This window comes from Neobacillus sp. NRS-1170, from assembly GCF_050468025.1.
Genome location: NZ_JBITPF010000039.1, coordinates 80,207 through 106,464, shown reverse-complemented (window position 1 = coordinate 106,464; position 26,258 = coordinate 80,207). Strand labels below are relative to the sequence as shown.

The 26,258-nt window shown below is 38.9% G+C and carries 26 protein-coding genes and 2 other annotated features; of the genes, 25 read left to right on the top strand and 1 reads right to left on the bottom strand.

The annotated features are described in order from the left end of the window. The first annotated feature begins 235 nt into the window (after positions 1-235). From ACIFOT_RS18185 to ACIFOT_RS18075, 23 genes are all read left to right on the top strand, one after another. Complete coding sequence (locus tag ACIFOT_RS18185) at positions 236-1,780, top strand: spore germination protein (protein WP_430066754.1); 1,545 nt, start codon at positions 236-238, stop codon at positions 1,778-1,780. A 28-nt stretch (positions 1,781-1,808) separates the two neighbouring features. Beyond that, positions 1,809-2,900, top strand: a complete 1,092-nt coding sequence (locus ACIFOT_RS18180) for a spore germination protein (protein ID WP_430066753.1) — start codon at positions 1,809-1,811, stop codon at positions 2,898-2,900. Next, positions 2,897-4,102, top strand: coding sequence for a Ger(x)C family spore germination protein (locus ACIFOT_RS18175; protein WP_430066752.1), 1,206 nt, complete (start codon positions 2,897-2,899; stop codon positions 4,100-4,102). Before ACIFOT_RS18180 ends, ACIFOT_RS18175 begins: the two co-directional genes overlap by 4 nt. A gap of 234 nt (positions 4,103-4,336) precedes the next feature. Next, the gene (locus ACIFOT_RS18170) at positions 4,337-5,053 is read left to right on the top strand and encodes a winged helix-turn-helix domain-containing protein (RefSeq protein WP_430066751.1); all 717 of its coding nucleotides are present in this window, start codon (positions 4,337-4,339) and stop codon (positions 5,051-5,053) included. Then, positions 5,050-6,462, top strand: coding sequence for a two-component system histidine kinase PnpS (pnpS, locus tag ACIFOT_RS18165; protein WP_430066750.1), 1,413 nt, complete (start codon positions 5,050-5,052; stop codon positions 6,460-6,462). The genes ACIFOT_RS18170 and pnpS overlap by 4 nt, the downstream gene beginning before the upstream one ends. A 9-nt stretch (positions 6,463-6,471) precedes the next feature. Beyond that, positions 6,472-9,111: a DNA polymerase I gene (polA, locus tag ACIFOT_RS18160; protein WP_430066749.1), complete on the top strand. Its 2,640-nt coding sequence runs from the start codon at positions 6,472-6,474 to the stop codon at positions 9,109-9,111. A gap of 17 nt (positions 9,112-9,128) precedes the next feature. Then, positions 9,129-9,956, top strand: coding sequence for a DNA-formamidopyrimidine glycosylase (gene mutM / locus ACIFOT_RS18155; RefSeq protein WP_430066748.1), 828 nt, complete (start codon positions 9,129-9,131; stop codon positions 9,954-9,956). A gap of 91 nt (positions 9,957-10,047) precedes the next feature. Continuing rightward, positions 10,048-10,683, top strand: a complete 636-nt coding sequence (gene ytaF, locus ACIFOT_RS18150) for a sporulation membrane protein YtaF (RefSeq protein WP_430066747.1) — start codon at positions 10,048-10,050, stop codon at positions 10,681-10,683. Positions 10,684-10,704: 21 nt separating this feature from the next. Then, a complete protein-coding gene (gene coaE / locus ACIFOT_RS18145; protein ID WP_430066746.1) occupies positions 10,705-11,310 on the top strand; it encodes a dephospho-CoA kinase in 606 nt (201 codons plus the stop codon). 163 nt (positions 11,311-11,473) lie between these two features. Continuing rightward, positions 11,474-12,505 carry a glyceraldehyde-3-phosphate dehydrogenase gene (locus ACIFOT_RS18140; protein WP_430066745.1) on the top strand — a complete coding sequence of 344 codons (1,032 nt, stop codon included), beginning with the start codon at positions 11,474-11,476 and terminating at the stop codon, positions 12,503-12,505. Between the two features lie 281 nt (positions 12,506-12,786). Continuing rightward, positions 12,787-13,161 (top strand): adenosylmethionine decarboxylase, encoded by a 375-nt coding sequence (speD, locus tag ACIFOT_RS18135; protein WP_430066744.1) that lies wholly within the window; start codon positions 12,787-12,789, stop codon positions 13,159-13,161. Positions 13,162-13,269: 108 nt separating this feature from the next. After that, a complete protein-coding gene (locus ACIFOT_RS18130; protein ID WP_430066743.1) occupies positions 13,270-13,650 on the top strand; it encodes a hypothetical protein in 381 nt (126 codons plus the stop codon). A 91-nt stretch (positions 13,651-13,741) separates the two neighbouring features. Continuing rightward, complete coding sequence (nrdR, locus tag ACIFOT_RS18125) at positions 13,742-14,203, top strand: transcriptional regulator NrdR (protein WP_430066742.1); 462 nt, start codon at positions 13,742-13,744, stop codon at positions 14,201-14,203. Positions 14,204-14,249: 46 nt separating this feature from the next. Next, positions 14,250-15,653, top strand: coding sequence for a replication initiation and membrane attachment family protein (locus tag ACIFOT_RS18120; RefSeq protein WP_430066741.1), 1,404 nt, complete (start codon positions 14,250-14,252; stop codon positions 15,651-15,653). 13 nt (positions 15,654-15,666) lie between these two features. Continuing rightward, positions 15,667-16,593 (top strand): primosomal protein DnaI, encoded by a 927-nt coding sequence (gene dnaI / locus ACIFOT_RS18115; RefSeq protein ID WP_430066740.1) that lies wholly within the window; start codon positions 15,667-15,669, stop codon positions 16,591-16,593. Positions 16,594-16,732: 139 nt separating this feature from the next. Further along, positions 16,733-17,611, top strand: a complete 879-nt coding sequence (gene ytxC / locus ACIFOT_RS18110; protein WP_430066739.1) for a putative sporulation protein YtxC — start codon at positions 16,733-16,735, stop codon at positions 17,609-17,611. 405 nt (positions 17,612-18,016) lie between these two features. Then, positions 18,017-19,951, top strand: coding sequence for a threonine--tRNA ligase (gene thrS, locus ACIFOT_RS18105; RefSeq protein WP_430066738.1), 1,935 nt, complete (start codon positions 18,017-18,019; stop codon positions 19,949-19,951). Positions 19,952-20,115: 164 nt separating this feature from the next. Next, positions 20,116-20,250: a sequence feature (ribosomal protein L20 leader region), on the top strand. Positions 20,251-20,396: 146 nt separating this feature from the next. Beyond that, the gene (gene infC, locus ACIFOT_RS18100) at positions 20,397-20,900 is read left to right on the top strand and encodes a translation initiation factor IF-3 (RefSeq protein ID WP_430066814.1); all 504 of its coding nucleotides are present in this window, start codon (positions 20,397-20,399) and stop codon (positions 20,898-20,900) included. 16 nt (positions 20,901-20,916) lie between these two features. Beyond that, a complete protein-coding gene (gene rpmI / locus ACIFOT_RS18095; RefSeq protein ID WP_101649425.1) occupies positions 20,917-21,117 on the top strand; it encodes a 50S ribosomal protein L35 in 201 nt (66 codons plus the stop codon). A gap of 37 nt (positions 21,118-21,154) precedes the next feature. Further along, a complete protein-coding gene (gene rplT, locus ACIFOT_RS18090) occupies positions 21,155-21,514 on the top strand; it encodes a 50S ribosomal protein L20 (RefSeq protein ID WP_289987911.1) in 360 nt (119 codons plus the stop codon). 62 nt (positions 21,515-21,576) lie between these two features. After that, entirely contained in the window at positions 21,577-21,846 is a 270-nt protein-coding gene (locus ACIFOT_RS18085; RefSeq protein ID WP_430066737.1) for a DUF1294 domain-containing protein, read from the top strand. After that, positions 21,846-22,337: a dUTP diphosphatase gene (locus tag ACIFOT_RS18080; RefSeq protein ID WP_430066736.1), complete on the top strand. Its 492-nt coding sequence runs from the start codon at positions 21,846-21,848 to the stop codon at positions 22,335-22,337. The genes ACIFOT_RS18085 and ACIFOT_RS18080 overlap by 1 nt, the downstream gene beginning before the upstream one ends. A 75-nt stretch (positions 22,338-22,412) precedes the next feature. Beyond that, positions 22,413-23,498, top strand: a complete 1,086-nt coding sequence (locus tag ACIFOT_RS18075; RefSeq protein ID WP_430066735.1) for a M42 family metallopeptidase — start codon at positions 22,413-22,415, stop codon at positions 23,496-23,498. A 213-nt stretch (positions 23,499-23,711) separates the two neighbouring features. Here ACIFOT_RS18075 and sspI read toward each other — a convergent pair whose 3' ends face one another. Further along, a complete protein-coding gene (gene sspI / locus ACIFOT_RS18070) occupies positions 23,712-23,918 on the bottom strand; it encodes a small acid-soluble spore protein SspI (RefSeq protein WP_430066734.1) in 207 nt (68 codons plus the stop codon). A 116-nt stretch (positions 23,919-24,034) separates the two neighbouring features. On the opposite strand from sspI, the gene ACIFOT_RS18065 reads away from it, so the two are divergent. Further along, positions 24,035-24,784, top strand: coding sequence for a TrmH family RNA methyltransferase (locus ACIFOT_RS18065; RefSeq protein WP_430066733.1), 750 nt, complete (start codon positions 24,035-24,037; stop codon positions 24,782-24,784). A gap of 60 nt (positions 24,785-24,844) precedes the next feature. Next, positions 24,845-25,090: a binding site (T-box leader), on the top strand. Between the two features lie 75 nt (positions 25,091-25,165). Continuing rightward, positions 25,166-26,203 carry a phenylalanine--tRNA ligase subunit alpha gene (gene pheS / locus ACIFOT_RS18060; protein ID WP_430066732.1) on the top strand — a complete coding sequence of 346 codons (1,038 nt, stop codon included), beginning with the start codon at positions 25,166-25,168 and terminating at the stop codon, positions 26,201-26,203. Positions 26,204-26,258: the final 55 nt, after the last annotated feature.

Below are 26,258 nucleotides of genomic sequence, written 5' to 3'. Positions count from 1 at the left end.
CTCCGCTTTTGGCAGAAATCATGACTATTTTGTTAAACTTCCACCCGGATTATTTTCTCGAATAAAAGGAAAGATAAAAATAAATCATGGAAGGAAATGGTGAGTATGTGGAAAGCTGTAGTCGATTATCTTCCTGACTGGAAAGTTTTTATCCAAGCCTTCATTACCTTCCTTATCCCTTTTACAATTTCACGATTGTTTAGTTGGATACGTTCTTCTAAGGAGAGGTTTGAAATTGAAAAGACGGAAGATCGAGATAAAGTTCCCCGAACAACAGACCAATCGAATTGAAAAGCAGACGGAGGATGCAACACTTCCATTTACAGGTAGAATCACCATTGATTTAGACCAAATCAGGAATGAACTTGGTCATAACTATGACGTGAGTTTTCGCGAGTTTTATTTAGGAAACACAGGTATTAGAGCGGCTATTATTTTTCTTATAGGACTAACAGACAAAGAGCTCATCAATAATCAAATTTTATACTCACTTATGGCCAATTTTCCAGAAAGACATGAACACCGTGAAGTCAGTTTAAAAGAATTTATTACTAATCAAGCTCTTTCAATTAGTGACTTAACAGAAGTAAATAATTTGCAAGACTTACTTTCTGAAATATTGACAGGTTGTACAGCGCTTTTAATCGATGGTATACAGGAAGTCATCATTCTCGGCACTACAAAAGCGAAAGCGCGCAATATCGAAGAGCCTGTTTCAGAAGCTTTGGTTCGCGGACCAAGGATCGGATTTACAGAAACGTTATGCGATAATACGGCCATTTTACGACAGGTTGGTTGTAATCACAATTTATCCATTATCCAATTTCGAGTAGGTGTTAGAGCTAAAAAGGAACTTGTTATCGCTTTTATAAAAGATATTGCAGATCCATCATTGGTGGACGAGGTCAAAAAAAGAATTAAGACAATTAATATCGATGAGCTGGCGGAATCAGGCTATGTGGAGCAGCTGATTGAGGATAATTTCCTCAGCCCATTTCCCCAGGTGCAGAATACGGAGCGTCCAGACCGGGTTTACAGTGCTTTGATGGAAGGCAGAATTGCGATTTTATTAGATGGCTCACCTTTTGCTTTGATTGTTCCATTTACCTTTAGCATGCTGCTGCAATCACCTGAGGACTATTATGAACGCTGGATTCCTGGTTCATTAATCCGACTCTTACGCTTTTTAGCTGCATTTTTATCTCTTTTTGCACCTTCGATGTATATTGCTTTTATCTCGTTTCACCCAGGGTTAATACCGACCAAGTTAGCATTATCTATTATTGCATCAAGGGAAGGCGTACCTTTTCCAGCACTGATAGAAGCACTAATTATGGAAATATCGATTGAAATATTGCGGGAAGCAGGTCTCCGTCTGCCTAAACCGATTGGCCCTGCAATGGGGATTGTCGGAGGATTAATTATTGGTGAAGCTGCAGTACAAGCAGGGATCATCAGTCCTATCATGGTAATTGTGGTGTCATTGACCGCCATTTCCTCCTTTGCAATCCCACAATATAGCGCCGGGATAACGTTAAGAATCCTGCGTTTTGTAGCAATGTTCTGTGCTGCCGTGTTTGGTTTGTATGGAATTGCATTGTTTTTCCTCATGCTTTGCAGTCATTTGGTGAAATTAAAAAGCTTTGGAGTACCATATGTCAGTCCGGCCGTTCCTTATCGAATAAGTGACTGGAAAGATTTTATCGTAAGAATGCCGCTATTTATGATGAAACGCCGTCCGAAAATGCTAAATACAAAAGATTCCATTCGGAAAGGGTAGCTTACTTTAAAAGGGGGATGAACCAGCGATGAAAGTTAGTCCTAAGGACCGTATTACTACTCCACAAGCAGCAATTGTCCTCATCAATTATATTCTTGCAGCTGGAATCCTCACCCTTCCGCGGACTTCTGTAGAGAAGGTGAAAACCGCTGATGTTTGGATGTCCGTCATAATAGGTGGATTGATTGCAATAATTGCAGGAGTCATCATGGTCAAATTAAGTCATCAGTTTCCTGAAAAAACCATTTATCAATACAGCCAATTATTAGTGGGGAAATGGGTTGGCAGTTTAATCAGTCTGCTTATTGTAGGCTACTTTTTTAGCCTTGCCGCCTTTGAAGTTAGAGCACTGGCTGAAGTAACAGGTTTTTTTTTGCTGGAAGGCACCCCTGTTTGGGCCATCATTATGCCGTTTATGTGGATAGGTCTCTATTTAGTCATGGACGGAATAAACCCGATTGCCCGGCTGTTTGAAATCATTTTTCCGATTACAGTAGTTATTTTTTTACTTGTTACCTTTTTGGGATTCAAAATATTTGAGATGGATAATCTTCGACCTGTCCTAGGGCTAGGACTGATTCCCGTATTTAAAGGTATTAAAACAACGGTTCTAGCATTTTTAGGACCGGAAATTATGTTGCTCCTAACAGCATTTATGCAAAAACCAAATAAAGCCACCAAGGTTATTCTCGTTGGAATTGCCATTCCTATGATTTTTTACATCATAACCGTTATTATGGTCATCGGAGCTTTATCAATTGATGGAGTGGTTTTGAGAACATGGCCCACCCTTGACCTCATAAGGAGCTTTGAAATCCAAGGTTTGATTTTTGAACGCTTTGAGTCGTTGTTACTAGTTATTTGGATTATGCAAATATTTTCCACTTTTACGATCACGTATTATGCCGCTTCCCTGGGTTTGTCCCAAATTTTTAAAATGAAGATGAATCCATTAATGTATGGTTTATTATTCATTATTTATGTCATAGCTTTGATTCCAAAAAATTTAAACGACCTTTTTAAATTTGGAGATTTAATTGGAAATGCTGCGTTAGTGTTATTTGGTGTATTGCCGCTGCTACTATTGTTAATTTCAAAAGTTAAGGTTGGGAAAACATGAAACGAAGAAATTTTTTTCGATTTCTCAAGGGTTCCCTAATCCTTCTGCTGGTGCTGCAGCTTACTGGATGCTGGAGTAGTAAAGAAATTGAGGAGTTGGGTCTTGTTGCAGGTACAGCACTGGATTTAGAAAAAAAAGCAGACTTAAGTGAAGAAATTGAGGGACAAGAGGAAAGGTATCCAAATAGGGTGATGATTACGATAACTAACCAATTAATAACTTCTCAGACAACAGACACTGGGAAAAAAACAGGTGCCCCGCAGCAAAAATCTTACAAAAATGTATCGGAAACAGGAGATTCCATTCTTCCTATATTACGTAAGATGATATTGAAAATTGATAAACGTGCATTTGCTCAACATTCAAAAGTTATTGTAATTGGAGAGGATCTTGCACGTACTTTGAATCTACAACAGATATTGGATTTTTTTCTTAGAGAACAAGAGATGCGGTTAAGCGGTCTAATACTTTTCGCTAAGGACAACGCTAAAAAAACTTTAGAATCGCAAGAAACAACCGTTATTCCAGCCTTTCATCTTTTTCAGATTACAAAAAGTCAAGAAAGAACAACGAAGATTTTACCTTCCTTAACACTGGCTAAAGTAATGGGTAAGTTGCATTCTGGATCCAGTTTTCTTGTACAGACTGTGGTCTCGGAGAATGGTGAAGTCAAATTTGCAGGAGCGGCTGTAATAAAGGGGAAGACCAAAAAACTGCTCGGGTTTTTGAATGAAAAAGAATTAGAGGGTATAGTATGGCTAACGGGTAAAGGAAAAGGCGGTGTTGTGAAGAGCTTTGATAAAGAGACCAGTCAGCCGATTATTTACGAGATAAAATCAATGAAGAGTAAAATTCAGCCTCGGGTTGTGAACAATAACATTTCATTCGATGTAGAGATTAATTCCGAAGGAAGTATTGCCGAACATTGGGTTCCTTCGGGAAAACCATTTGAAAATAAGTTTTTAAAAAAAGCGGAAAAAACGACTGAAAAAGAAGTGGAACGTTTAGTTAAACATATATTAGTCAAAACCCAACAAAACTATCAGGTTGATGTTGCAGGTTTTGGAAACAGATTGAGGATTGAATACCCTAGAGTTTGGGAGAAGGTTAAAAAAGATTGGGATCACACGTTTAGTAAGATTCCTATCAAGTATAATGTAAATTTAACTGTAAAGGATTATGGGACAAGTGGGTCAAATTAACTTTTCAGCAATACCAAAATATATATATGAAGCCTAATTTTTCCTTTAGAGATAAATTAGGCTTTGTTAAGTTTTCGTAAAGATAATCCCGATAAAACTTTAACGAATGCCCAGACTTAGGTTTTTAACGATTTTTTTAGCGTAAGCGATACTAATATAGTTCAGCCCATTAAACTAGATAATCCGCATAATTTATTATTATAATGAAGGTAACTTATGTAGGTGGGGGATATAATGAAAAATAAAATACTAGTAGTCGATGATGAACAGTCAATAGTCACCCTGCTTCAATATAATTTGGAGCAGGCTGGGTTTGAAGTTGTAACAGCAATGGATGGAGAAGAAGGAAAACGATTAGCGGAAATAGAATCGCCTGATATTATCGTTCTCGATTTAATGCTTCCAAAGCTGGATGGGATGGAAGTGTGCAAGCAGCTTCGCCAAGAAAAAATCATGACGCCTATCTTAATGCTGACTGCCAAAGATGATGAACTCGATAAAATATTGGGCCTCGAGCTTGGTGCAGATGACTACATGGTCAAACCATTCAGTCCAAGAGAAGTGTTAGCAAGAGTAAAGGCCATCCTCAGAAGGACGCAAGTTCAACAAGAAAATTCTGAAGAAAGCGTTCAAGATGAATCACAAATTTTGATTGGAAATTTAACGATTCATCCAGAAAAATATGAGGCCTACTTCAAAGAGAATCTTATCGAGTTAACCTTAAAAGAATTTGAACTGCTTCTTTATCTCGCACAAAATAAGGGACGAGTATTAACCCGTGATCAATTGCTTAGTGCTGTTTGGAATTATGACTTTGCTGGCGATACTAGAATCGTGGATGTACATATCTCACATTTAAGGGAAAAAATTGAGGAAGACACAAAAAAGCCAGCCTATATTAAAACCATTCGCGGCCTTGGCTATAAATTAGAGGAGCCAAAAGGAGAATGATAAAATTTCGGACCAGAATGATCATTGCTCTAATCACCTTAATTATAATTGTATTAGTTGGAATAGGATTATTGCTTGGTCAGTTATTTAAAATCTATTTTTTGGAATCACTTAATGTTCACTCGAAAATAGTCATCTTGTGGAGCATCTCTTTATTTCTGGGGATTGCTTTAATTGTCATCATCATTATTGGATTAAGAATAACGTCGAGGTATACGAAGCCGATTGTCGAAGCGACCAACGTTGCGATTGAATTGACAAAAGGAAATTACCGGGCGAGAACAAGGGTTGATCGGCTTGATGAAACCGGTATGCTGGGCTCATCGATAAACAGGCTCGCTCAAAACCTCCAAGAGCTTGTGAAAACACAAGAAATGCAGCATGATCGTTTGAAGGTATTGATTGAAAATATGGGTGCCGGATTAGTCTTCATTGATAGCCGCGGGTACATCAATTTAATTAATAAAGGCTTTATTGATATTTTCCAAGTCAGCCCGTCTGATTACTTAAATAAACTTTATTATGAAGTCATTGAAGAAGAAGAAATTAGTGGAATAATTGCAGAAGTATTTCGAACTGAGAAAAAGGTTAATAAACAAATATTAATTCCTTTATTTATTGAAAGAAAATATTTTGTCGTATATGGTGTGCCGATTATTGGAACCAACAATGTTTGGAAAGGGGTTTTGCTCGTTTTTCATGATATTACAGAGCTGAAAAAACTCGAGCAAATGCGGAAGGATTTTGTGGCGAATGTTTCCCACGAATTAAAAACTCCTGTTACTTCTATTAAAGGGTTTGCGGAAACACTCCTCGATGGAGCGATGAATAATAAAGAGACTTTGGAAGCCTTCCTTTCTATTATTTTAAAAGAAAGCGACCGGCTGCAAACGCTCATTCAGGAATTATTAGATCTTTCAAAAATTGAGCAGCAGGGCTTTCAATTGGCCATGCAGGATTTAGATTTACATACATTACTAGAAGAAGTTATTACACTCCTAAATGGTAAGGCACAAACAAAGGGAATTCATCTGGAACTTATAAATAAACAGCAGCAAGTATTCATAAAAGGTGATGTAGACCGATTAAAGCAGGTATTTATCAATTTAATTGCCAATGCCATTACATACACCCCGGCTGGGGGAGAGGTAAAAGTTATCTTGCTTGAGCATGGGGAAACTGTTCGGATCCATGTGAAGGACTCTGGAGTAGGAATTAAAAAAGAAGAAATTCCCCGTATTTTTGAGCGCTTTTACCGTGTAGACCGTGCTAGAAGCAGAAATTCGGGCGGAACGGGACTAGGGCTTGCCATTGTTAAACATTTAATAGAAGCTCACCATGGGCAAATCAGTGTAAGAAGTGAGCTTGGTGAAGGAAGCGAATTTATCATTGAACTAAAAAAATATTAGAGGGTGAAATTGTTGGAAAAGAAAAAGCTTGTCCTGATTGACGGCAATAGTATTGCCTACCGTGCTTTTTTTGCACTGCCGCTGCTTAATAATGATAAGGGGATCCACACCAATGCGGTATACGGCTTTACGATGATGCTAATGAAAATACTCGAAGATGAAAAGCCGACACATATGCTTGTTGCTTTTGATGCCGGTAAAACGACCTTTCGACATAAAACTTTTGGGGAATATAAAGGCGGAAGACAAAAAACGCCGCCTGAATTATCGGAGCAATTTCCGTTCATTCGTGAACTGCTCGATGCCTATGGAATTTCAAGATATGAACTGGAAAATTACGAGGCCGATGATATAATTGGAACACTTTCGTTGTCAGCGGAACAAGACGGCTACGAAGTGAAGGTTATTTCTGGGGACAAGGATTTAACACAGCTTTCCTCCTCCCATACAACGGTTGGAATCACAAGAAAAGGGATTACCGATATTGAAGAATATACACCAGGGCACATTTCGGAAAAATACGGACTGACCCCAGAGCAAATTATTGATATGAAGGGATTAATGGGTGATAGCTCCGATAATATTCCAGGTGTTCCAGGGGTAGGAGAAAAGACGGCGATTAAGCTGCTTAAGGAATTTTCAACGCTAGAGAATTTGTTAAACTCGATTGATCAAGTCAGCGGGAACAAATTGAAGGAAAAGCTCGAGGAATTTAAAGACCAGGCATTGATGAGCAAAGAACTTGCGACGATTGAAAGACAAGCACCTGTAGAAGTAGATTTAGATAGCATCCATTACGAAGGAATTATTCGCGAAAAACTAGTTGCTTTCTATAAAGAATTAGGCTTCAATTCGCTTTTGGACAAACTGGGTGAGGATACACCTGTAACCGAGGAGAAGGAGCTTGAGGATGTTGAAGTCAATATCCCGCAAGAAATAACGAAAGACATTTTTGCAGACAACAATTATTTTTACGTGGAAATGCTTGACGATAATTATCATTACGCTGATATTATTGGCTTCTCTATTGTAAATGAAAATGGCCATTTCTATCTGCCAACAGAACAAGCATTGCAATCGGAAGCTTTTAAAAATTGGGCCGAGGATGAAAGCAAGAAAAAAACGGTCTATGATGTCAAACGTTCCGAGGTTTCATTAAGGAGACATGACATCCATTTAAAAGGGGCCGATTTTGATATTTTGATGGCTTCCTATATCATTAATCCCTCTGAAAACATCGAAGATCTCGCCGCGATTGCGAAACGCTATGACTTACATAACATCCAATCAGATGAATCGTTTTTTGGAAAAGGGGCAAAACGAAAAGTCCCGGAAGCAGTTAAGCTGGCGGAACATCTTGTTCGCAAAAGCCTGGCTATGTCCGATTTAAAAGAAAGATTGGAAGATGAATTAAGACGTAATGAACAGTATGAATTGTTTACCGAGCTCGAAATGCCATTATCGCTAATCTTAGCGGATATGGAATCTTGCGGTATCAAAGTTGAGCGGGAACGACTTGAAACGATGGGTAAGGAACTAAATGAACGGTTAATTGATATTGAGGAGAAAATATGTGAATTAGCAGGCGAAAAATTTAATATTAATTCAACCAAACAGCTGGGTGTTATTTTATTTGAAAAGCTAGGTCTCTATTCATTTAAGAAAACGAAAACGGGACACTCCACATCCGCTGATGTTTTAGAAAAATTAGCAGGTGACCATGAAATTATTGAGCATATATTGCTCTACAGGCAATTGGGCAAGCTTCAGTCAACCTATATCGAAGGGCTGCTTAAATTTATTAATCCAAATACTGAAAAGGTTCATACGCGATATCAACAAACGTTAACAGCGACAGGCCGATTAAGCTCGATTGATCCCAATCTGCAAAATATTCCTATCCGACTTGAGGAGGGCCGCAGGATTCGACAGGCTTTTGTCCCGTCTGAACCAGGCTGGGTTATTTTTGCCGCCGATTATTCACAGATTGAGCTCCGCGTTTTGGCTGACATTGCCGGTGATGAAAAATTGATACAAGCCTTTAAAGAAGACCTGGATATTCATACTAAAACAGCGATGGAGGTCTTCCATGTCGGCAAAGATGAGGTAACCTCAAATATGCGCAGGCAGGCAAAGGCAGTTAACTTTGGAATTGTTTATGGAATAAGCGATTATGGTCTGTCACAATCGTTAGGAATAACAAGAAAGGAAGCGGGCGAATTTATTGAGCGCTACCTTGAGACCTACCCGGGTGTAAAGGAATATATGGATGACATTATCCATTCAGCAAGACAGAAGGGGTATGTTACAACACTTTTGCATAGACGGAGATACCTACCTGAAATAACAGCCCGAAATTTCAATCTTAGAAGTTTTGCAGAGAGAACAGCGATGAATACACCAATCCAGGGGACTGCCGCAGATATTATAAAAAAAGCAATGATTGATATGGCAGAGGCCTTAAAGGATAAAGGCTTAAAAACCCGTCTATTACTTCAGGTACACGATGAATTAATTTTTGAGGCACCTGAAGAGGAAGTAGAAATTCTTAAAAGCTTAGTGCCGCTAGTTATGGAAAATGCGCTCGAATTAAAAGTACCATTAAAAGTCGATTATGCGTATGGTCCAACTTGGTTTGACGCGAAATAAAAAGGGGGCCAAACGAAGTGCCAGAGCTTCCAGAAGTAGAAACAGTCAGGAAAACATTAGAAAAACTAGTTGTACATAAAACAATCGAAAGCATTTCGGTCTACTGGCCAAAAATCATAAAAAATCCTGTCGAGGTGGAGCAGTTTATCGATGCTTTAAAAGGTGAATCGATTCTGGATGTCGGCAGACGAGGGAAATTTTTAATTCTGTATACGGACCAATTTGCCATGGTATCCCATTTGCGGATGGAAGGTAAATATGGACTATACCCTAAAGATGAGCCATTTGATAAGCATACTCATGTAATTTTTCATTTTACAGATGGAACTGAATTAAGGTACCGTGATGTTCGGAAATTTGGAACGATGCATCTATATAAAAAAGGCGAGGAATTCCTCAAGCCGCCGTTAATTGAACTGGGTCCGGAACCCTTTTCCGAGGAGTTTACGGAAGAGTATTTAGCTGAGAAATTGAAAAAAACGAATCGGAAAATAAAACCGGCTTTACTAGATCAGAAGCTCTTTGTAGGCCTTGGAAATATCTATGTCGATGAAGCCCTTTTTCGTTCAGGGATCCATCCTGAGAGGATTGCCAGCACGCTGAACAAGAATGAAATATCCATTCTTCACCGTGAAATTGTCGCGACTTTAAGTGAGGCGGTAAAAAAAGGCGGCAGCACCATTAGATCTTATGTGAACTCTCAAGGTGAAATCGGTATGTTTCAGCTTGAATTATATGCATACGGACGAAAAGGCGAGGAATGTAAACGATGCGGGACACCCCTTGAAAAAACAACGGTAGGCGGCAGAGGCACCCACTATTGCCCAACCTGTCAAAGACTTTAAGTTTGTAAGAGTGGAGGATAATTGAATAACATCGGATAGGCTCCTGCCATATACTATCTTAGTGATTTTGGAGGAAGGAGTCCTAGACGTCATGGTTCAGTTGTTCTCACTTCTAATACTGGCATTTGCCCTCAGCCTTGACAGCTTTAGCGTAGGTTTTACCTATGGATTAAGGAAAATGGTAATGCCGTTAAAATCAATTATTATTATTGCAACATGCTCGGCAGTTTCTTTATTAATTGCCATATCAATCGGACATGGTCTTGAACGGGTTTTGTCCCCGAGGATCACCGCAAGCCTGGGAGGTTTCATTCTGATTGCTCTTGGCGCTGGAGTGCTCTATCAATTTTTCCGGCCTGAGAAAGAAAAAGAAATCCTTAAACACGAAAAAACAATTGTGAATTTTGAAATACGCTCACTAGGGATAGCCATTAATATTTTGAAAAAACCTATGTCAGCCGACTTTGACCAATCCGGCACCATTACGGGAATAGAAGCCTTAATGCTGGGTTTAGCCCTTTCACTTGACTCTTTTGGAGCAGGAATTGGCGCAGCTATGCTTGGATTCTCTCCGTTAATTTTATCCTTTACCGTAGCAATAATGAGTTCCCTCTTTGTTCTATTAGGGATAAAAAGCGGAACCTTCTTTCATAAATTTGAATGGATTCAAAAATTTACGTTCATTCCTGGTATCTTATTAATTATAATTGGAATATGGAAATTATAATAATCGAGAAAGGATAAGAGCATGTCACTAATTATCGGTTTAACAGGCGGAATTGCCAGTGGAAAAAGTACCGTATCAAATATGTTCAAGGAAATGGATATTACAGTTGTCGATGCAGACGTTGAAGCACGCCTGGCGGTCATGAAGGGAGAATCTGCTTATAATCAAATTGTTGAAGAATTTGGTAAGGAGATTTTGCTTGAGGACGGTGAAATCGATAGGCAGAAATTAGGCTCGATAATTTTTCACCAAGCTGAAAAAAGACATCAATTAAATCAAATAGTTCATCCGGAAGTACGGAAAAGAATGAACTTAATGGTTGACGATGCTAAACATCGTAATGAGAAAGTTGTGGTACTAGATATTCCATTATTATTTGAAAGCAAGCAAACTTATATGGTGGAGAAAACCATCCTCGTTTATGTTGACAAAGAAACTCAATTAAAGCGATTAATCGAGAGAAATAATCTTTCAATAGAGGATGCGGAAGCAAGAATTCATTCACAAATGCCGCTCTCTGATAAAGTCAAATTAGCCGACGCCGTAATAGACAATAATGGATCAATTGCGGATTCAAAAAAACAGCTTATCGAGATTTTATCCAGCTGGGGAATCAAGCATAAATAATCAAAGAAGGAGCAAATCCTTCTTATTTTTTTTGCATAAAAAGTCAGAATAATAAAACATTAAAAAATCCGCTTTTTATTCATCACAATTACGTTTAAATGTGTTATACTAATTACATCAAAGGGAACTAAAAGTATAACGTTAATACGGAAGGGGTCATACAATGAAGACAAGAGTTGCAATTAATGGGTTTGGGAGAATCGGAAGGATGGTTTTTAGAAAAGCGATCCTTGAAAATAAACTTGATATTGTAGCGATAAATGCAAGCTATCCAGCCGAAACGTTAGCTCATTTATTGAAATATGATACAAACCATGGACCTTTCCAAGGAGAAGTCATTTCTTTAGATAATGAATTAATTGTTAATGGAAAAAGAATTAAACTGTTAAACAATCGTAATCCTGAAGAACTGCCTTGGAGAGAACTAGGGATTGATATTGTCATTGAAGCTACAGGGAAATTTAATGCTAGAGAAAAAGCTGCGCTTCATCTAGAAGCAGGAGCAAAAAAAGTAATCTTAACTGCACCAGGTAAAAATGAAGATGTAACAATCGTTATGGGTGTTAATGATGAAATGCTCGATATCACAAAGCATGATATTATTTCAAATGCGTCTTGTACGACAAACTGCCTTGCACCTGTTGCAAAGGTATTAGATGATAAATTTGGAATTGAAAGCGGTTTGATGACAACCATTCACGCCTATACAAATGATCAAAATAATATCGATAACCCGCACAAGGACCTAAGAAGAGCTCGTGGATGCGGACAATCTATCATTCCAACTACAACGGGAGCTGCAAAGGCTTTATCCCTAGTGCTGCCTCAGTTAAAGGGAAAATTGCATGGAATGGCACTAAGAGTTCCGACACCAAACGTATCATTAGTGGACTTAGTGGTTGATTTGAAACAAGATGTAACTGTTGATGATATCAATAGAGCGTTTACCGAAGCGGCTGATGGTCATTTAAAAGGAGTTCTAGATTTGACAATGGAACCGCTGGTATCTGTGGATTTTAATACAAACGAGCATTCCGCTATTATTGATGGACTTTCCACCATGGTAATGGGTACAAGAAAAGTAAAAGTCCTTGCTTGGTATGATAATGAATGGGGCTATTCTTCACGCGTAATCGATCTTACATTATATGTAGCAGAGGAAATTGCCAACTTATCAAAGGTCAAGGTCGGGTAAAAAAAGCTGTCGATTGACAGCTTTTTTTGTTGCCATATTGCCTATTTTGAATATCATTAAATGGAATTATTTAATACTTGCAAAAATTTTATTTTGATAGGTTGCAAAAAAAATATAAACAAAGTATACTAGTCATCGTGAACTTCTTGAAATTGGGAGTGGATAATTACTTAAAGGGTTAGGACCTCTCTGGACTAACTTTCCCCCGTGGTAGTTGTTCTGTACCGTCAATAACAGAATTTCAAGAAAGGATCTGAAAAAGGTTAGAGGGGGAATTGAATATGGAAACAATGGGTCGTCACGTAATCTCTGAATTATGGGGATGCGACTTTGAAAAACTGAATGACATTGACTTTATTGAACAAACTTTTGTAGAAGCGGCTCTTAAGTCAGGTGCAGAAATTCGCGAAGTAGCTTTTCATAAATTCGCTCCACAAGGTGTCAGCGGGGTAGTCATTATTTCTGAATCACATCTAACCATTCACAGCTTCCCTGAGCACGGCTATGCAAGCATTGATGTGTATACTTGCGGTGATTTAAATCCAAATATTGCAGCGGATTATATTGCTGAAGCGTTAAATGCTGAAACACGCGAGAACATTGAAATTCCACGCGGAATGGGTCCTGTTCGAGTTAAACAAGCAAGAGTTCTTTAAATTCTAATAAAACTAAAAATCGTAAGAGGTGTATTCAGTACACCTCTTTTTATATTTTTGGTGTAATGTTGTACACTATAATAAAAGTGTAATTTGCAGGGGGTTTTTATGGCTAATTTATTTACTCGATTTAAAAGAGAAATTGAAACATCTGACGGGAACTCTGATACTTCACTGAAAACACATTATTATAAAGCTACTTTTAATCAACTATTTGAATCAGCAGAAAAAATGTTTCGGGAAGACGCTGATTGCCGGATAACGACCGTTTCAAAAGAACATGGAGAAATTGCCGTTGAAATCCATAAACCATTCTCCTGCTTCCTTATTGCGACAATCGTTTCTGTAAAACCAATGCAAACAGCTGTTGATTTTAATATTTCATCCGAGAAATTCTCCCTGCTGGGCATCTATCCGGACTTGAAAAAGCGGATCAACTCTTATTACGAGCGAATGAATCAATTACATACGACTATAAAAAACTCTTAATACTTCTACTTGTGAAAAGGTATTCTTTTTTATAAGATAATAGTAAGGATGTTGAACGGATTTATTGTTTAGAGTTGGAGTTGATTAGCAAATGAAATGCCCTTCATGTCAAAATTATGGAACTCGTGTGCTTGATTCTCGGCCTGTTGATGAAGGACGAGCGACAAGACGACGAAGAGAATGCGAAGAATGCGGCTATCGTTTTACTACTTTTGAGAAAATCGAAGAAATTCCTTTAATTGTCGTGAAGAAGGAAGGCACTAGGGAAGAATTTAGCCGTGATAAAATACTTCGCGGATTGATAAAAGCTTGTGAAAAGCGTCCTGTTGCCCTAAAGGAACTAGAGGATATTACACATGGAGTGGAAAAGGCACTTCGCAGCCAGGGTATTTCAGAGATCAAAAGTGAAGCAATTGGCGAAATGGTTATGGACAGATTGGCACATGTCGACGAAGTAGCCTATGTCCGCTTTGCTTCGGTTTACCGTCAATTTAAGGACATTAATGTTTTTATTGAAGAATTAAAGGAACTAATAAATAAAGAGAAATCATAAGGGAGCTATCGCTCTCTTTTTAAATTGAAGGGAGTGGTAAATGGGTATGGCGCAGCATTGGCAGGAAATTCTTCCAATCGACCGTTACCGGGTAGCGGCAAATGGGCTCTTGCATGAGTATGACCGAAAAGTGCTGACGTTCTTATATCAGCCCTTAATTGGATCAGTCTGTTTTAGCCTATATATGACACTTTGGTCAGAGCTTGAGGAAAATAGACTGTGGTCGGAACACTCTACACACCATCTCTTAATGAACCTGTTAGGGATGAATTTAAAGGATATTTATGAAGCGCGCTTAAAGCTTGAAGGTATAGGTTTATTAAAAACATATGTGAAGATGGATGAAGGTGAAAGATCCTTTATTTATGAGCTTCACCCTCCCTTAAATCCTGAACAATTCTTTTTAGATGGAATGTTAAATATTTATCTCTATCGAAAAATCGGAAAAAAACACTTTAACAGGCTTAAACACTTTTTTTCCGATCAGAAAAAACCAAACAGTAAAGAATTCCAGGATGTAACGAAAGCTTTTCAGGATGTGTTTGTTTCCGCCACACCAGGGAGTCTGCAGTATTTACAGGATACTTCGGAAGATTTGGAAGCGAAAGAAAATCAGCAATTTATTGGCCGTAATGAGCAAAGAGGAATCCAAATTGATGTTGGAACCTTCGATTTTGATTTGTTAATGGCTGGGTTAAATGAATCATTAGTCCCAAAGAAGGCATTAACCCCTAAAGTAAAAGAGGTTATTAGCAATTTGGCTTTCCTTTATACAATTGACCCGCTGCAAATGAAAAATATTATTTTCAGTGCATTAAATGAGTCCAATGAAATTGATATTGAAGAATTAAGAAAGGGCGCCCGCGATTGGTATCAATATGTCAATCATGATCAACTTCCTAACTTGGTTGAACGGGTTCAGCCGGCTATTCATCAGGTTCAAATAACCGAGCCCAAAACACAGGAAGAGCAATTGATTCGCTATTTGGAGACAACCTCTCCATTGCAATTTTTAATAGACCTTTCAGGGGGAGCAGAGCCTTCAAAATCGGATATCCAAATTATTGAAGAGGTTATGTTCAAACAAAAGCTTCTTCCTGGCGTGATTAATGTCCTCATTCATTTTGTCATGCTTAAAACCGATATGAAGCTGACAAAAGGCTATGTTGAAAAACTCGCTAGTCACTGGGCAAGATTGCAAATGAAGACCGTAAAAGAGGCAATGGACCTGGCGAAAAAGGAACACCGAACCTACCTCGGCTGGACGGAAAATAAAAAATCCGGCGGAAAAGGGACAACAAACAAAAAGCCTATTCGGACAGAACTTATTCCAGATTGGTTTGATGAAAGCTCTAATAATTCTGCTAATGATAATCCACAAGCAAATATTTCTGAAGATGAGGCCAAAAAACGCGCCATCGAAGAGAAATTAAAAGCTTTTCGAAAATAGGGGGTGACAAAGGATGGAGAGAATTAATAAAACATTGCAGCGTCTCTCGGGAAATGAAAACTTTCAAAAACGGTTTGAAGAACAGCGTCAAGAGGTGCTCCAAAATCCTGGTGTAAGAGCCTTTTTGATGGAGCATCAGGATGAAGTGACGCATGACATGATTAATAAGGGCATGATAAAATTATTTGAATTCACCAAACAAAGCATTGGTTGTAATAAATGTCCAAGTCTTGATGGCTGTGTCAATATGATGAAGGGCTATCACCCGGAATTAGTAATAAATCGCGGCTCCATTGATGTTGTTTATAAAAGATGCCAAAGAAAAGTAATCGCAGATGAAAAGCGGAAAAACGAACAGCTCATCAAAAGCTTGTATGTCCCACGAGATATATTGGAAGCATCCTTCGAGGATTTTGAAGGAGATTCGGGCAGGCTGGATGCCGTAGATAAAGCAGCTACTTTTTTAATGAACTATGAAAAGGGAAAGAAACAAAAGGGATTATATTTTTACGGCAAATTTGGTGTGGGAAAATCCTATTTGCTAGGAGCCATTGCCAATGAACTTGCAAAGAAACAGATTTCCTCGATGATTGTTTATGTGCCAGAACTGCTAAGGGAAATGAAAGGTTCCATTGCTGATTCCACCTTAAATGAAAAAATTGAAGCGCTAAAAAAAGAACCAATCCTAATGATGGATGATATTGGTGCAGAAGCGGTATCCAGTTGGACGAGGGATGAAGTATTGGGGCCGATTTTACAGTTCCGGATGCTGGAAAGCCTGCCGACATTTTTTACTTCAAACTTTGATTTTGCGGGGCTCGAGCACCATTTGACCTATAGTCAGCGCGGCGAAGAGGAGAAAATGAAGGCGCGCAGGATCATGGAGCGGATTCGGTCCTTGAGTGAACCTGTTCTGGTGGACGGGCCGAACCGTCGTTAATAATATTTATTTGGGATTGCCTAAGATAGGGCAGTCCTTTTTTTATCTAAAATACAAATGCATCCATTCGCTAACTTCTATTTTGGCCAAGTCCCCCATATATATTTAAAACAAAGATTTGGTTAAAGGGGGGATTTGGTTGGTTGAAATCATTTTCCAAAGTAAGATGGATGCAATGAGGTTTTATAACCACTTACAAAAGTGTTTAAATAATAAATTGGAATGTGAAAATATTCTTCTTTTTGAAGATCGACATATAGTAAAAATTTTAAATGGCTCTTTTAGCGATAACTTTTTTGAAACAATAAAAAATGCATTTTATGAGTTTATTACCGTCATTAAACGCGATGATTGGTTTTGTGATATTTTGAAGAATCAATATTATTACGAGGATCGAGAAGAACAGCAGCAAATATTAGAGATTATTTATTCCATACTTGAAGATCAAAGAGAAGACTTTAAAGGTTTATTGAAGGAAACGAGTGAGGAACCGAAAATTAAGGAAGCAATTGAGCAAATTTTTCACGACAATGTCTCGTTTTCATTTGATTCATTGTTGAAGTTTCGCCTGCGGCCCTATCTCCAGCTGCTTGAAAGCTATGTGGAGATTTCAATTGACGAATATAAAATGGAGCAGGAATATCAAATGTTTGTCCAAATGCTCAGGGATTTTTTAGCGAACCGGGAACCGAAAATGGACGTACTTCACATTTTGTTTGATGAAGAAATCACTTTTTACAATGAGCAATTAGTTGAAATGAAAAGAGGAGAATTAACAAGATTGATTGATCGGAAGCTGCTTGTTAATCATCCAGTTTATGTGGATTCTGCTTCGATCGCACCGCTTTTATCCATTGCGCCGAACTCTATTTTTATCTATACAAAAAACGCAGAAGAGCTATTAGTTAGAACCATTAAAAATATTTTTGAAGAAAGAGTGTCGATTCATTCATATGATGCTCTTAGGGGAACAAAAAAATGGACAGCAGATACAAATTCTTCAGAAAATCATGCATAGGAAAATAAAATTTTGTCAATATTTAGTTTTATGTACCTTGATTTTTCAAAAATAAATCATTATAATAACCTACATAGCAAAATACTACAGTAAAAGTAATGATGAGGATAACAGTATTTCTTTACGGTTTAATAGAGAGGGAGTCCAGCGGCTGAAAGTCTCCTAACACGGAAAAAATACTTACCACCTTTAAACTTCGGCAGTCAACACTTCATTTTTTGAGGTCAGTAATCGCCGACGGCTTTCAACCGTTACCCAATCCTAAAGTCATGTTAATGAAGGATTTTAACATGAAAAATTGGGTGGAACCACGTGTTTATCAAACTCGTCCCTTTTCCAGGGGCGGGTTTTTTATTTTTCAAAAGCGAACCTATAATGGCGCACAAAATGAATGGAGGAATTGTTATGTCAGACGTTGTGAAGATTTCGTTTCCTGATGGGGCAGTAAAGGAGTTCCCAAAAGGAACAACAACGGAAGATATCGCCGCATCCATCAGCCCAGGCCTTAAGAAAAAGGCAATTGCGGGTAAATGGAACGGAGAAATGTATGATCTTCGCCGTCCAATCCTTGAGGATGGTCCTATAGAAATTGTTACACCAGAATCTAAAGATGCTTTAGAAGTGTTACGTCATAGTACAGCACACTTAATGGCTCAAGCTGTAAAAAGACTTTTTCCCAACGTTAATCTTGGTGTTGGTCCTGTAATTGAAGGCGGATTCTATTATGACATGGATTTAGAGGAATCATTAACGCCTGAAGACCTGCCAAAGATTGAAAAAGAAATGGCGAAAATCGTCAATGAAAATATAGAAATTGTCCGTAAGGAAGTCAGCCGATCCGAAGCCGTTCAGATTTTTAAAGAAATGGATGATCCATATAAGCTTGAACTTATTGAAGCGATTCCAAATGAAGAGACTGTAACTATTTATCAGCAAGGTGAATTTTTAGATCTTTGCCGTGGTGTTCATGTTCCATCAACTGGAAAAATTAAAGAATTTAAGCTATTAAGTATTGCCGGTGCCTACTGGCGCGGCGACAGCAACAATAAAATGCTGCAGCGCGTTTATGGAACTGCCTTTTTCAAGAAAGAAGATTTGGCTGAACACCTTCGCTTGCTAGAAGAAGCAAAAGAGCGCGACCACCGCAAAATTGGTAAAGAATTGAGCCTTTTCACTAATACACAATTGGTTGGTCAGGGCTTACCAATTTGGCTTCCTAAAGGAGCAACAATCCGCCGTATTGTTGAGCGCTATATTGTTGATAAGGAAGTCCGTTTAGGATATGACCATGTATATACTCCTGTAATGGGCAGTGTCGATTTGTATAAAACTTCTGGTCACTGGGATCATTATCAGGAAGACATGTTCCCGGTAATGGACATGGATAACGAGCAGTTGGTATTACGTCCAATGAACTGTCCGCATCATATGATGGTTTATAAAAATGCGATTCACAGCTATCGTGAGCTTCCGATCCGAGTTGCTGAACTTGGTACAATGCACCGCTACGAAATGTCCGGCGCATTATCCGGTTTGCAGCGCGTACGCGGAATGACTTTGAACGATGCCCATATCTTTGTTCGTCCAGATCAAATTAAAGATGAATTCAAACGGGTTGTAAACCTGGTCTTGGATGTTTATAAAGACTTTAATCTGAATGACTATTCCTTCCGGCTTTCCTATCGTGACCCGCAGGATACTGAAAAGTATTTTGACGATGATGCCATGTGGGAAAAGGCGCAGGGCATGCTGAAGGAAGCAATGGATGACCTTGGACTCGATTATTATGAGGCAGAGGGAGAAGCAGCTTTCTATGGTCCTAAGCTCGATGTTCAAGTTAAAACTGCATTAGGTAAGGACGAAACACTTTCAACTGTTCAATTAGACTTCTTACTACCAGAACGCTTTGATTTAAACTATGTAGGAGAAGACGGCAAACAGCACCGTCCGGTAGTTATTCACCGTGGTGTTGTGTCTACAATGGAACGTTTCGTGGCCTTCTTAATTGAAGAATACAAAGGAGCCTTCCCAACATGGCTCGCACCTGTTCAAGTTCAAGTAATTCCTGTTTCTCCAGGCGCGCATTATGACTATGCCCGCAAGGTTCAAGAGCATCTTCAAAATGAAGGATTCCGTGTGGAATTAGATGGCCGTGATGAAAAGATCGGCTACAAAATCCGAGAAGCCCAAATGCAAAAAATACCATATATGCTCGTTGTTGGTGACAAAGAAGTTGAAAACGGTGACGTTAACGTCCGTAAATATGGCGAACAAAACTCAGAAACAAAGCCATTTGCAGACTTCCTTGCTTCCATCAAAGCAGAAGTGCAAAAAGGTTAATGTTTTAGTAAGGGAGGTTTTTCCTCCCTTTTTTTATTAAAAAAACTATTGAATAATTTTTTATTTCTTGCTAAAATAAATTTCGTTGTCATATGAAATGTTCATTTGACATCACATCTTTGTTTATGTTATAGTTACTAAGGTAAAAATTGAATACGAGTTTTTGGGAAAAGAAGAAGCACCCGCTTCTCACCTGATTTGACGCTGTTTAAGCAGTTGGCAGGTTTTACGTGAACTTTTTTGTTTATTACTTATGTTTCGTAAAGTGTGGGTGTGTTCATCCGCACTTTTTTATTTGTGTACTTAATGAAAAGCTCTGCTTGATCCTGTCGATTCAACATGGTGTCACAAATCAAGGTTCGAATGGTGAGCCTTTCAAATCTTCTTGGACCCGATAAAAGTATTCGTGATTAAACCTTGGAGGTGGCTAATTATTAGCAAAGATATGTTGTTAAATGAGGGCATTCGATCTCGTGAAGTTCGCTTAATCGATCAAAATGGTGAGCAGCTAGGAATTAAATCCAAAAACGAGGCGCTTGAAATTGCTGGAAGAGTAAATCTTGATTTGGTACTTGTTGCACCAAATGCAAAGCCTCCGGTAGCCCGGATCATGGACTATGGCAAATTTAAATTCGAGAATCAAAAGAAAGAAAAAGAAGCTCGAAAGAATCAAAAAATCATCACTACAAAAGAAGTTCGTCTAAGCCCAACGATTGATGAGCATGACTTTAATACAAAGCTTCGCAATGCTATTAAGTTTTTGGAAAAAGGCGACAAGGTAAAAGCTTCAATCCGTTTCAAGGGCCGGGCGATTACCCATAAAGAAATCGGTCAGCGTGTGTTAGACCGTTTTAGTGAAGCGTGCAAGGAAGTTGCAACGATTGAATCTCATCCTAAAATGGATGGACGAAGCATGTTCCTCGTTTTAGCACCGAAAAACGATAAGTAATAAGGAGGATATCCCAATGCCAAAAATGAAAACTCACCGCGGCGCTGCAAAGCGTTTCAAGAAAACAGGTTCTGGTCAATTAAAGCGTGACCACGCTTATACAAGCCACTTATTTGCTAACAAATCAACAAAAGCTAAGCGTAAACTTCGCAAAGGAACTCTTGTTTCTAAAGGCGATTTCAAGCGCATTCGTCAATTATTAACTTACGTAAAATAGTCTCGGACAGATTGATTTATTATAGGAGGGAAATTACATGCCACGTGTAAAAGGCGGTACTGTTACTCGCAAACGTCGTAAAAGAGTTCTTAAATTAGCTAAAGGTTATTTCGGTTCAAAACATACATTATATAAAGTTGCTAACCAACAGGTTATGAAATCTTTAATGTATGCATTCCGCGATCGTCGTCAAAAGAAGCGCGACTTCCGCAAACTTTGGATTACTCGTATCAATGCAGCAGCTCGTATGAATGGTCTTTCATACAGCCGTTTAATGCATGGTTTAAAGCTTGCTGGTATCGAAGTAAACCGCAAGATGCTTGCTGAATTAGCAGTTAGCGATGCAAACGCATTTGCTGAATTAGCAAACGTTGCTAAACAACAAAATAACAAGTAATATTTCATAAATGCCATTCTCTTTGATGAGGATGGCTTTTTCTATAAGGGGGAAATGACTGAATGACAATATTATTCGTCGCCTATTTCATTATAAATATTATTGGACTCGTGATAATGTGGGAAGATAAGAGGCGGGCTAAAAAGCATGAATACCGAATCCGCGAAAGAACTTTGTGGCTGGTAGCTTTGTTTGGCGGTGCAGTGGGGACGACCGCAGGTATGCAGCTTTACCGTCATAAAACAAAGCATTTATCGTTTAAACTCGGATTTCCCTTTCTTGCAATACTAGAGATAATTCTGTTTATAAAAGCACTAGGAGTGATTTCATAATGAATCTTGAAAAATTGTTTCAAATGCAAAAAGCGCTGGATGCTCATATTGAAGAAAAACATCAATTACAAAATGAAGATTTATTCAACCGAAAGGTGCTCGCCTTGCTTGTAGAATTAGGCGAATTGGCAAATGAAACACGCAGCTTTAAGTTTTGGAGCGTGAAACCTTCATCACCAAAGGATGTCATTTTAGAAGAATATGTTGATGGCGTTCACTTTATTTTATCGCTTGGGATTGAATGTGGATTCAATCAACAGGAATTAGATTTGTCCATGAAGCCATCATTGTTGACTGTGACAGATCAATTCTTAAAGATGTATGTAGGAATAAGTATGTTTCAAACCAATAGAAGCATCCATGATTACATAAGATTATTTGAGGCATACTTAGAATTAGGATTTTTACTAGGAATTACCTCTGAAGAAATGGAAAAGGCATATTTTCATAAAAACGAAGTAAATTATCAGAGACAGCAGAATAACTATTAACAGTTAAATTTGTTAATATACCAGAGGGTTCGGTATAATGAAAGCTGTACATACATAAAAAGGGGGTCTAAAAGAATGGCAAAATTAGATGAAACATTGACGATGTTAAAAGATTTAACCGATTCCAATGGAATTCCTGGGAATGAGCGTGCCGTACGCGAAGTCATGAAAAAATACATAGCTCCTTATGCGGACGAAATCACTACTGATGGCCTCGGCAGTTTAATTGCTAAAAAAGTAGGTAAAGAAGGCGGACCGCGGATCATGGTGGCAGGCCACTTAGATGAAGTCGGCTTCATGGTTACTCAAATTGATGATAAAGGTTTTCTTCGTTTTCAAACTGTCGGCGGCTGGTGGGGACAGGTTATGCTCGCACAGCGCGTCACGATTGTTACAAGAAAAGGCGATGTGACAGGTATTATCGGCTCAAAGCCGCCGCATATTTTATCTGCTGAAGCCCGCAAGAAACCAGTTGAAATTAAAGATATGTTTATCGATATTGGTGCTTCAAGCCGTGAAGAAGCGATGGAGTGGGGTATCCGTCCTGGTGACATGGTCGTGCCTTACTTTGAGTTCACGGTGATGAACAATGAAAAAATGTTGTTAGCCAAAGCTTGGGATAACCGTATCGGCTGTGCGATTGCGATTGATGTATTAAAGCAGCTTAAAGGTGTTGAGCATCCAAATGAAGTGTATGGAGTAGGAACGATTCAAGAGGAAGTTGGCACTCGTGGTGCTCGTACGTCTGCTACTCAAATTGAGCCGGATATCGGTTTTGCTGTGGATGTAGGTATCGCCGGAGATACACCAGGAATTTCAGAAAAAGAAGCGATGAGCAAAATGGGTAAAGGTCCGCAAATTATTCTATATGATGCAACCCTTGTTTCTCATAAAGGCTTACGCGACTTTATTACCGATCTTGCCGATGAATTGAACATTCCTTATCAATTTGATGCTATTCCAGGCGGAGGAACCGACGCTGGTCCGATTCATATAACTCATAATGGCGTTCCAGCGCTGGCTATTACGATTGCGACTCGTTATATTCATACACATGCCGCAATGCTTCACCGCGACGATTATGAAAATGCCGTTAAGTTGATTGTTGAAGTGATTAAGCGTTTAGATCATGAAACGGTTTATAAGATTACGTTTGAGTAAAAATTGGTGTTGGTCCCCGGCTGGGTTTGCCGGGGATTTTTAGATTCGCAAATAAAACCTGCTGATTCGCAAATAAAACCTGCTGATTCGCAAATAAAGGGCCCAGATTCGCAAATAAAACTAGATTTTCCGCAAATAAACAGGGAAGTACCTCAAAAAATCCTAAAAAAAGCCGCCGACCGCACTCGGGTCGACAGCACTAATAAAAAACTATCACTTCAACCCGCTTTCCAGGGTAGAGAGCATCTCTTTTTTCTCTTCTTCTGATGAATTTTTCCAAATAACTTCAAACAAAACTCCCAATCCTGGAAGCATTTTTTCTTCGCCATTTTGAATGGCATCTACGATTGTATCTTCTAACTCTGCTTGGGAATTACCAGAAACATTGTGAATAACAGCATTTCGTAAATTTAAGTTCATAACTGCACACTCCTTTTTAATCCTGAATTACTTTCTTAGCATTACTATAATTTGGTTTTATTATGTATCTTAATTAGGCTATAATGAGAAAATCAATAAAGTAAGGAGAACCAGTTTTGAAACACATTGAATCTGTCAATAATCCTAAGGTAAAACAATGGAAAAAGCTATTAACAAAAAAAGAACGTGATAAGTCTGGGACATTTATAGTTGAAGGCTTTCATTTGGTTGAGGAAGCTTTGAAGCAAGGTGAACAGGTTTTAGAATTAATTATCTCTGATAAAATAGGCCTGCCTCCGCGCTGGGACACAGGCAGTACACCAGTAACCCTTGTTACTGATGAAATCTCAAATTCGCTGTCGGAGACGGAAGCACCCCAGGGGATTTATGCAGTCTGCCGCCTGCAGGATCAAGGAGCTTTAGATGCAAAAACTTACCTGCTCATTGATGCCGTTCAAGATCCGGGCAATCTCGGCACCATGATTCGTACTGCCGATGCGGCAGGAATTGATGCGGTAATCGTCGGCCGCGGCTGTGTCGATATTTTTAATTCAAAAGTTTTAAGGTCTGCACAGGGTAGCCATTTTCACCTGCCAATCATCAGAGGGGACCTGCATGAATGGACCAACAAGCTTAAAGAAAAAAATATTCCTGTTTACGGGACAGCACTTGAAGGTGCTTCTGCATATACTGATACTTCAACTGGAGAATCCTTTGCCCTAATAGTTGGAAATGAAGGCAGCGGTGTGAACAAGGAGCTTCTCCAAAAAACCACAGCGAACCTTTATATACCGATTTTCGGAAAAAGCGAATCACTAAACGTGGCCGTTGCCACCGGTATTCTTTTATACTATTTGAAAAAATAACTGAAAACTTGTTTGAAACGGTTGAATTTTAGTATATAATATTTAACAATGTTGATAATTTTAAAGACAATGACGGAGAAAAGTATCTTGCCTGATGTCCATTTAGGGAGAAAGTGCCGCGACTGAAAGCACTTTTATGGAAAAGACAAGAGAAGTTCACCTCCCGAGTCGGCATCGGGACCATTTCAGTAACGAAATGTAAAGATGCATCGGCATATGCCGTTATCCGAATGAAGCGAACACTAGTGTGTTTTACATATGGTGTTTACAAGGGTGGTACCGCGAATTCTAAACCTCGTCCCTTTCCAGGGATGGGGTTTTTTTATTTTTCAAAAAAGCTCATTCGACCCATTATCATAAAGAATTTAAGGAGGAATCTACATGCAAGAACGTTTAAAGGAATTGCAGGAAGAGGCTATTCAGAAAATTGAACAGTCTGCAAACTTAAGAGAATTGAATGACATCCGCGTTGCTTATTTAGGCAAAAAAGGGCCAATTACTGAAGTGCTGCGCGGCATGGGCAAACTTTCAGCAGAGGAGCGCCCGGTTATGGGAGCACTAGCTAATGAAGTTCGCGAAGCAATCGCTGTTAAAATCGAAGCAAAACAAAAGGGCTTAGAAGAAGCGGCTGTCTTAGAAAAATTAGCATCTGAAAGCATTGATGTAACCCTGCCAGGACGTCCAGTAAAGGTTGGGAACCACCACCCGCTCACTAGAATTATTGAAGAAATTGAAGATTTATTTATAGGAATGGGCTACCAGGTAGCGGAAGGTCCTGAGGTTGAGCAGGATTATTATAACTTCGAAGCTCTGAATTTACCGAAAGGCCACCCAGCCCGAGATATGCAGGATTCCTTCTATATTACTGAAGAAATCTTACTTCGCACCCATACATCTCCGGTTCAAGCACGAACAATGGAAAAGCATCAAGGCAAAGGGCCAATCAAAATCATTTGTCCTGGTAAAGTGTATCGCCGTGATAATGATGATGCGACACACTCCCACCAATTCATGCAAATTGAAGGTCTGGTTGTCGGCGAAAACATTCGCATGAGTGACCTTAAAGGAACATTAGAAGTATTCGCGAAAAAAATGTTTGGTGAAGACCGCGAAATCCGCTTACGACCTAGCTTCTTCCCATTCACAGAGCCATCTGTCGAAATGGATATTTCTTGTAAAATTTGCGGTGGCAGCGGCTGTAATGTTTGTAAGCAAACAGGCTGGATCGAAATTCTTGGTGCCGGTATGGTTCATCCAAACGTACTTGAAATGGCAGGCTACGATTCAAAAAAATACACTGGCTTCGCTTTTGGAATGGGACCAGAGCGGATTGCGATGCTGAAATATGGTGTTGATGATATCAGACACTTCTATACAAATGATGTAAGATTTTTAAAACAGTTTTCAAAACACGAGTGAATAAAAGCGGAAGCGCCTTGAACAGGGGCTTATGACCTCGAGCCCCTAGGCGCTG